General features: G+C 70.1%; 5 protein-coding genes. 2 read left to right on the top strand and 3 right to left on the bottom strand.

Going from position 1 to position 8,302, the window contains the following annotated elements:
* Window positions 1-105: 105 nt before the first annotated feature.
* Window positions 106-5,136, bottom strand: a complete 5,031-nt coding sequence (locus AB0N06_RS31905) for an NAD-glutamate dehydrogenase (protein WP_366138181.1) — start codon at window positions 5,134-5,136, stop codon at window positions 106-108.
* 381 nt (window positions 5,137-5,517) lie between these two features.
* Here AB0N06_RS31905 and AB0N06_RS31900 point away from each other — a divergent pair, with 381 nt between their 5' ends.
* Window positions 5,518-6,084: a DJ-1/PfpI family protein gene (locus AB0N06_RS31900; protein ID WP_366138180.1), complete on the top strand. Its 567-nt coding sequence runs from the start codon at window positions 5,518-5,520 to the stop codon at window positions 6,082-6,084.
* A 93-nt stretch (window positions 6,085-6,177) separates the two neighbouring features.
* Here AB0N06_RS31900 and AB0N06_RS31895 read toward each other — a convergent pair whose 3' ends face one another.
* Both AB0N06_RS31895 and AB0N06_RS31890 read right to left on the bottom strand, forming a co-directional pair.
* A complete protein-coding gene (locus tag AB0N06_RS31895) occupies window positions 6,178-6,849 on the bottom strand; it encodes an HAD family hydrolase (RefSeq protein WP_366138179.1) in 672 nt (223 codons plus the stop codon).
* A gap of 52 nt (window positions 6,850-6,901) precedes the next feature.
* Window positions 6,902-7,408, bottom strand: coding sequence for a hypothetical protein (locus AB0N06_RS31890; protein WP_358859343.1), 507 nt, complete (start codon window positions 7,406-7,408; stop codon window positions 6,902-6,904).
* 288 nt (window positions 7,409-7,696) lie between these two features.
* On the opposite strand from AB0N06_RS31890, the gene AB0N06_RS31885 reads away from it, so the two are divergent.
* Window positions 7,697-8,113, top strand: coding sequence for an Rv3235 family protein (locus tag AB0N06_RS31885; protein WP_358859344.1), 417 nt, complete (start codon window positions 7,697-7,699; stop codon window positions 8,111-8,113).
* Window positions 8,114-8,302: the final 189 nt, after the last annotated feature.

Below are 8,302 nucleotides of genomic sequence, written 5' to 3'. Positions count from 1 at the left end.
AGTTCATAGGTGCGGGGTGCGTGTTGCATGCCCGGCGACGGCTCGGCCGCTTCGCCCCGGGCCGAAAGCCCGGGGCGCCCCCCTTTCCGTACAAGCGCCGCCCGATCAGCCGTGCGTGCGCAGCAGCGTCCGCATCGTCCGCATGGCCACCGACAGGTTCGCCAGGTCGAACGCGTCCGACCCCTGGATCTCCTCCAGCGTGGAGCGCGAACGCGTCAGGATCGCCGCGTTCTTCTCCTCCCACGCCTCGAACCGCTCCGGCGGCGTCGACGTCCCGTTGCCCGCGCTCAGCACATCCGCGGTGAGCGCGGCATGCGCGGCGTACAGGTCCTCACGGATGGAGGCACGGGCCATGGACTGCCAGCGGTCGCTCCGCGGCAGCTCGATGATCCGGTCCATCAGCTGGGTGATGCCCAGCCGGTCCGCGAGGTCGTAGTAGACCTCGGCGACGGCGAGCGGGTCCTTGCCGACGCGCTCCGCGATCGCCACGATGTCGAGCGCCGGGAAGGCGGAGGAGAACCCGGCGACGCGCTGCGCCAGCTCGTCCGGGACGCCCGCCTCGGTGAGCTCGTCCAGGATCGACTGGTACCACTCCTCGTCGGCGCCCTTCAGCATCTTGGGCAGCTCGGCCCAGACCTGGTCGACGCCGTCCTTGAAGAAGCCGATCGTCCCGGCGATCTCCAGCGGCTGCGGCCGGTTGCCGAGCAGCCAGCGCGAGCCGCGCTCGACGAGCCGGCGCGAGTGCAGCCTGATCCGGGTCTGCACATCGGCGGCGACCTTGTTGTCGAGCGCCTCGACGGCGTCCCACACCTGGCCCAGGCCGAAGATCTCGCGGGCTGCGGCCTGTGCCCGCACGATCTCCTCGATCGATGCGCCGGTCTCTTCCCGCATCCGGTGCAGGAAGGTCGAACCACCGGTGTTCACCGTGTCGTTGACCAGCACCGTGGTGATGATCTCGCGACGCAGCGCGTGTCCGTCGACCGCCTCGGGGAACTGCGCGCGCAGCTGATCCGGGAAGTAGGCGTACAGCAGCTTCTGCAGGTACGGGTCGTCCGGCAGGCTGGTCCGGATCAGCTCGTCGGATGCGGTGATCTTCGTGTAGGCCAGCAGTACGGCGAGCTCGGGCTGGGTGAGCCCCTTGCCGCTGTTCAGCAGCTCCCGGATCTGCCGGTCGGTGGGCAGGAACTCCAGCGCACGGTCCAGGTGCCCGTCGCGGCCCAGGCGGCGCATGAAGCGCTGCTGGGCGTGGAGCAGGGAGGCGGACTGGGTGACGGAGTTGGCGAGCGCGGTGTTCTGCGCGTAGTTGTTGCGCAGCACCAGACGGCCGATCTCATCGGTCATGTCCGCAAGCAGCTTGTTGCGCTGCTTGACGGTCATGTCGCCGTCCCGGACCAGCCCGTTGAGCAGGATCTTGATGTTCACCTCGTGGTCGGAGGTGTCCACACCGGCGCTGTTGTCGATCGCGTCGGTGTTGATCCGGCCGCCGCCCCGGGCGAACTCGATCCGGCCGAGCTGCGTCGCACCGAGGTTGCCGCCCTCGCCGACGACCTTGGCCCGCAGGTCCTCACCGTTGACGCGAATCGCGTCGTTGGCCTTGTCGCCGACGTCCGCGTTCGACTCGGCCGACGACTTGATGTACGTACCGATGCCGCCGTTCCACACCAGGTCGACGGGCGCCTTGAGGATGGTCTGCATCAGGTCGGCGGGCGTCATCTTGGTGACCCCCGACTTGATGCCGAGCGCCTCGCGGACGTGCGCGTTGATCGGGATCGACTTCGCGGTACGGGGGTGGATGCCGCCGCCGGCGGAGAGCAGGTCCTTGCTGTAGTCGGCCCAGGAGCTGCGCGGCAGGTCGAAGAGGCGGCGCCGCTCGGCGTACGAGGTGGCGGCGTCCGGGGTCGGGTCGAGGAAGATGTGCCGGTGGTCGAACGCGGCGACGAGCCGGATGTGCTCGGAGAGCAGCATGCCGTTGCCGAACACGTCACCGGACATGTCGCCGACGCCGACGACCGTGAAGTCCTCGGTCTGGGTGTCGTGGCCGAGCTCGCGGAAGTGCCGCTTCACGGACTCCCAGGCGCCGCGGGCGGTGATGCCCATGCCCTTGTGGTCGTAACCGGCGGAACCACCGGAGGCGAACGCGTCGCCGAGCCAGAAGCCGTACCCGACGGCGACCTCGTTGGCGATGTCGGAGAAGCTCGCGGTGCCCTTGTCGGCGGCGACCACGAGATAGGTGTCGTCCTCGTCGTGGCGCACGACGTCGACGGGCGGCACGACCTCGCCGGCCACCAGGTTGTCGGTGATGTCGAGCAGCGCCGAGATGAATGTCCGGTACGAGGCGATGCCCTCGGCCATCCAGGCGTCACGGTCGACGGCCGGGTCCGGCAGCTGCTTGGCGACGAAGCCGCCCTTGGCGCCGACCGGCACGATGACGGTGTTCTTCACCATCTGCGCCTTGACCAGGCCGAGGATCTCCGTACGGAAGTCCTCCCGCCGGTCCGACCAGCGCAGACCACCGCGGGCGACCTTGCCGAAGCGCAGGTGGACACCCTCGACGCGCGGCGAGTACACCCAGATCTCGAACGCCGGGCGGGGCGCCGGAAGGTCCGGGATGGCCTGCGGGTCGAACTTCATCGAGACGTACCCGTGCGGCTTGCCGCCGTCCGCCACCTGGAAGAAGTTCGTGCGCAGGGTCGCCTTGATGACGGTGAGGAAGGACCGCAGGATCCGGTCCTCGTCGAGCGAGGCGACCTGGTCGAGTGCCCCGTCGAGCTCTTCGAGGAGACCGTCGGTCAGCTCCGTGCCGGCGCTCTGCCGACCGGGCGACATCCGGGCCTCGAAGAGGGAGATCAGCAGCCGGGTGGTGTGGACGTTGTTACGGAGGGTGTCCTCCATGTAGTCCTGGCTGAAGGTCGAACCGGCCTGCCGCAGGTACTTCGCGTAGGCGCGCAGCACCATCGCCTGCCGCCAGTTCAGACCCGCGCCGAGCACCAGGGAGTTGAAGCCGTCGTTCTCGGCCTGCCCGGTCCACACCGCGGCGAACGCGTCCTGGAACCGGTCGCGGGCGTCGTCGGCGAGGTAGGTGCCACTGCCGTTGACCTGCGGCATCCGCAGCCCGAAGTCGTAGATCCAGGCGTGCGTACGGTCCGCGCAGCGCAGCTCGTACGGACGCTCGTCGACGACCTCGACCCCGAGCCGCTGGAGCGCGGGGAGAACGGCGGAGAGGGAGACCTGGTCACCCGTCCGGTAGATCTTGAAGCGGCGCTCACCGGGGCCGGCGCCGACCGGCTCGTACAGGCTGAGCGCGAAGTCCTTCTCGTCCTTCTTCAGCGCTTCGAGGTGGACCAGGTCGGCGACGGCGGCACGCGGCGTGTGGTCGGCCTTGTAGCCCTCGGGGAACGAGTGACCGTAGTGGCGCAGCAGCTCGGCGGCGCGCTCCTCACCGCACTCGGCGGTCAGCGCTTCCTGGAAGCCGTCGGCCCAGGAGCGGGCGGCCTCGACGAGACGCGCCTCGATGCGGTCGACCTCGGCGCCGGTCAGGTCGGGCAGCTCGGTGCCGGGCGCGACACGCACGACAAAGTGCAGCCGGGAAAGGATCGACTCGGTGTTCCAGGCGGTGAAGTCGACGCTGGTGCCGGCGAGCTCCTCCTTCAGGATGTCGATCAGCCGCAGCCGCACACCGGTGGTGTAGCGGTCGCGCGGCAGGTAGACGATCGCGGAGTAGTAGCGCCCGTACTCGTCCTGGCGGAGGTAGAGGCGCAGTCGGCGCCGCTCCTGGAGGTACAGCACGGACGTCACGATGGAGCGCAGCTGGTCGACGGAAGTCTGGAAGAGCTCGTCGCGCGGGTACGTCTCCAGGATCTGCAGCAGATCGCGTCCGTCGTGGCTGTTGGGCGAGAAGCCCGCGCCCTCCAGCACCTCGGCGACCTTGCGGCGGATGACGGGCACCCGGCGCACGGACTCGGTGTAGGCGGCGGAGGAGAACAGTCCGAGGAAGCGGCGCTCACCGATGACATTGCCGTCGGTGTCGAACTTCTTCACGCCGACGTAGTCGAGGTAGCTGGGGCGGTGCACGGTCGACCGGCTGTTCGCCTTGGTGAGGATCAGCAGCTTGTGCTCGCGGGCCTTGGCGCGGGCGTCGGCGGGCAGCCGCTCGAAGGACGGGCTGACCGGGTGCGCCTCGTCCTCGCTGTGGTGCGGGTCGGAGCGCAGGATGCCGAGGCCGGTGCCGGGGACGGCGGCCAGTGCGTCGCCGTCCTTCAGCTCGTACTCGCGGTAGCCGAGGAAGGTGAAGTGGTCGGCGGAGAGCCACCGCAGCAGCTCGCGGGCCTCGTTCACCTCTTCGTCGGTGAGCTCGTCGAGCGGCTCGCCGGGCAGGTCGTCGGCGATGCGCAGCGCGGCGTCGCGCATCTTGTCCCAGTCCTCGACGGTCTCCCGTACGTCGGACAGCACGCGGAGCAGATCCAGGGAGATCTGCTTCAGGTCGGCGCGGTCGGTCTCGCGGTCGATCTCGACGTGGATCCAGGACTCGATGAGCGCGTCGTGCGGCAGCGCGTGCGTGGTCCCCTTGGCCCCGTTGGCGCCCTTGCGGCCCTGCTGGTCGGCAGTGAGGCCGTTGCCCTCGGCGAGGACCTCGATGAGCTTGCCGGTGACATCGCGACGGACGACGACCTGCGGGTGGATCACGACGTGGATGCCGCGCCCCTGCCGGGACAGCTCATTGGTGACGGAGTCGACCAGGAACGGCATGTCGTCGGTGACGACCTCGACGACGGAGTGGCTGCAGGTCCAGCCGTTCTCCTCGACGGTCGGGGTGTGCACCCGGACGTTCGCGGTGCCCTGCGGGCGGTTCTCCGCGAGCCGGTAGTGGGAGGAGGCAGCACCGAAGACATCGACCGGGTCGCGGCCGACGAGGTCCTCCGGAGCGGTGTGCAGGTAGTAGCGCTGGAGGTACGAGAGCAGCACGTCCGGGCCCGGACGCTCGCCCTGCCCGGCACCGGTGGCGCCGGCCGCGATGCCCTCGACGTGCACCCGGGGGGTACCGCCCGGGCCGCCGACACCACCGCCCGGACTGTTGTCAGCTACCCGTGCCGCCCGTGCGAGCAGCTCGGCCTTGGCTTCGTCCAGCTTGGTCTGCATGTCCTCTGGCTCCTGTCGCGCGCCGTTGCGTGACGTAGGTGAAAAAAGCGACGTACCGCCACGACACGGGGTTTCCGGTCTGAGACGACGCTATGCCGCTACGAGAGATGCCCGGGACCATATCGGCCATTTTCGGCAGTGGGTCCGGGACGAAGGGATCAGTGATCGCCCGGGCACGGTGGCACTCCGGGCGCAGGCCGGGGGCTTCGCTGCCCCCAAGGCGTATCGCGCTGATCACGGGTCCAGGCTATCTCGCCCGTACCCGGAACCGTCATGAGCCGTATGTGTACAAAAGAAGGTCCCGAACTTTGACACTCTGGACAGCGCGCAACGGGCAGATGCACGCTTGACGCAGACGTCCGCGCGAGGGGAGCCCGCACCATGGCACCGAAGGTCCTGATCGTCACCGGCGACGCCGCCGAGTCCCTGGAAGTCCTGTACCCGTACCAGCGGCTGCGCGAGGAGGGGTACGACGTCCATATCGCGGCCCCCGCCCGCAAGACGCTCCGCTTCGTCGTCCACGACTTCGAGCCCGGCTTCGACACGTACACCGAGAAGCCCGGCTACACCTGGCCGGCCGACCTGGCGTTCTCCGAGGTCGACGCCGGAGACTACGCCGCCCTGGTCATCCCGGGCGGACGCGCCCCCGAGTACCTGCGCAACGACGCCGAGCTCCGCAAGATCCTCAAGGCCTTCTTCGACTCGGACAGGCCGGTCGCCCAGATCTGTCACGGCCCTCTGCTGACGGCGGCGATCGGCGAACTGGGCGGCCGCCGCGTCACGGCCTACCCCGCACTGGAACTCGACATGCAGGCGGCGGGTGCCACCTTCGAGGACCACGAAGCGGTGGTGGACGGCACCCTGATCTCGTCCCGCGCCTGGCCGGACCACTCGGCGTGGATGCGCGAGTTCCTGAAGGTCCTGCGCACGAAGGCCCCGGCGAACTGAAGCCTGGGCGGGCTGAGGCCTCGCCGAGCCGAAACGTCGCCGAGAACCCCCTCAGCTCCCCGTCGGCCCCCGCCGGACCCCTCCGGGCGCCCCTCAGCCGGTCATCTGCTCGGCAAGCTCCACAGCCTCGGCCAGACTGTCCACCACCGGCACGCCGGCCGCCTCCAGGCTGGCCCGGCTGTGCGACCCCCCGGTATAGAGCACCGCCCCCGCACCGACATGCGCCGCGGCCAGCGCGTCGTCCACCGCGTCGCCGATGACCACCGTGCGCTCGGGCGATATCCCGTCCAGAGCGGCAAGGTGCCGCTCCATGTACTGCGCCTTGCTGCCGCCGGACGGCCCGGTGCGGCCGTCGACCCGCGTGAAGTGCCGCTCGATCCCGTACCCCCGGACCACCGGCACCAGCTGCTCGTGGACATACATGCTCAGGAGCGACTGGCTGCGCCCGGCGAGCTGCCACTGCGCCAGCAGCTCCGCGGCCCCCGCGGTCAGCCCGCAGGCGACCCGCTGCTCCGTGTAGTACCGGTGGAAGATCCCGTCCATCCGCTCCCACTCGGCCTCGGTGGGCAGCCGACCCATCAGCCGCTCGTAGAAGCGGGGAATCGGGATGCAGTACATCTCCCGGTACTGCTCCAGCGTGAGCGGCTCCAGGCCGACCTCGGCGAACGCGGCATTCGTCGCGCCGACGACCGCCTCGTTGTCGTCGAGCAGTGTGCCGTTCCAGTCCCAGACCAGATGCGTGCGGTGCTTCCCATGTGTCCCCATGGAGAGAAAGTACCTGCCGGGTACGACAACGGGTCAGCCGGTCAGATACGGGTCAGCCGATCAGGTTGGGAATCTCCTGCACCCCGAACCAGAGCAGTTCGTGGTCCTCGGCACCGTCCACGGTGAACTGCGCGTCGTCGTCCCCGAGGTCCGCCGCGCCGAGTACCGCGGCGGCCGCCGCCACGTCCTTCTCCGCGTCGTCCGCGTCGACATGCACTGCGGCCGCCTTCTTCAGCGCCACCGCGGACGCGATCCGCACCTCACCGAGCGACGACGGATCGAGGCTGTGGTCGGGGTCGGCGACGGCTTCCCCGTCCGGTACGTCGACGGCGACGACCACGCGCCTGCGCACGGCACCCGGATCCCCGGCGATCATCCGCAGCGAGGCGGACGCGGCCCGGTTGAGCGCCGCGTACTCCAGCTCCTCGATGTCGTCGGAGACGTACCACTCGCGGAGCGCGGGAGTGACCGCGTAGGCGGTCAGCGGACCGGGGCCGACCTCGCCCGCCCGGTGCGCCGCTGCGAGACCGGAGAGGGTCAGGGGGACGTACACGCGCATGGCTGGCCGCTTTCGTAGTCGGAACGCTCTCAGGATACGTGCGACGTCCCCCATCGGGGTTACAGGTACGGCCTCCAGCTCGTCCACCCCACGCGCACAATTCACCCCTCACACCGCCCCCACGCACCTTGCGGCACCGCGCCCGTCACCCGGATAGGTGAACCTCTGGGACCGCGCCCGGCGCCCCGACGGTGCTTGCGGCCGCGTACGCCACCGCCGTAGAAGATCCCCAGCAGAAGTTACTGCCCGGTAGACAACCGGGCCTCGGATCAACGGGGGCAATGAACGATGAGCGTGAACAGGACCCGGCCCGCCGGACGTCACGACCAGCGCAGGCCCGAAGCCGTACCGGCGGAGCGTCGCCGGACAGCGCAGCGGATGCGCCCGCACCACTGGTTCGCGGAACGCCTCCTCGCGGTTCTCAGCGGCCAGCGACCGGTCCACTGGATGCTCGGCCACACGATCGGCGAGGCCTACGACCAGCTGGCCGAACTGGCCCCGGCAACCCCGCTCAGGGCCCGCGGGGCCCGCCCGGTGGTGCGCCGCTGCCACGGCGCCCAGCCCGCACCGGGAGTGGTGGAAGCGTGCGCGAGCATCGCGGCGGGCGAAGAGGTGCGCGCCATGGCCTTCCGCCTGGAACAGGGCCCGGACCTGCGCTGGCGCTGCGCAGCGGTAGAGCTGGGCGGCACCAAGTCCGGCAGCTGAGGCGAGACCCCCCGGCACCCACCACTCGCGGCACAGCGCGCCCTGAGCAGCGCGCCCCGAGCCCGTCCGGCGCGTGAGGGCAGAACGGGCGCCGGGCGACCCCGGCGCCCCAGCCCGCCCCGCACACGGCTGGGGCCGGACACCCCTCGGTGCCCGGCCCCAGCCGCCGTACCAAGCAAACTCACGCCC

The sequence above is a fragment of the Streptomyces sp. NPDC051020 genome, assembly GCF_040683105.1.
Lineage (GTDB): Bacteria > Actinomycetota > Actinomycetes > Streptomycetales > Streptomycetaceae > Streptomyces.
The sequence above is the reverse complement of the archived record's forward strand: the minus strand, read 5'-3'. Positions and strand labels throughout refer to the sequence as shown.

Excerpts from the sequence above, each read along its gene's own strand:
- AB0N06_RS31895 (WP_366138179.1), bottom strand. The coding sequence starts at position 6,849 with ATGGGGACACATGGGAAGCACCGCACGCATCTGGTCTGGGACTGGAAC.
- AB0N06_RS31885 (WP_358859344.1), top strand. The coding sequence starts at position 7,697 with ATGAGCGTGAACAGGACCCGGCCCGCCGGACGTCACGACCAGCGCAGG.
- AB0N06_RS31890 (WP_358859343.1), bottom strand. The coding sequence starts at position 7,408 with ATGCGCGTGTACGTCCCCCTGACCCTCTCCGGTCTCGCAGCGGCGCAC.
- AB0N06_RS31900 (WP_366138180.1), top strand. The coding sequence starts at position 5,518 with ATGGCACCGAAGGTCCTGATCGTCACCGGCGACGCCGCCGAGTCCCTG.
- AB0N06_RS31905 (WP_366138181.1), bottom strand. The coding sequence starts at position 5,136 with ATGCAGACCAAGCTGGACGAAGCCAAGGCCGAGCTGCTCGCACGGGCG.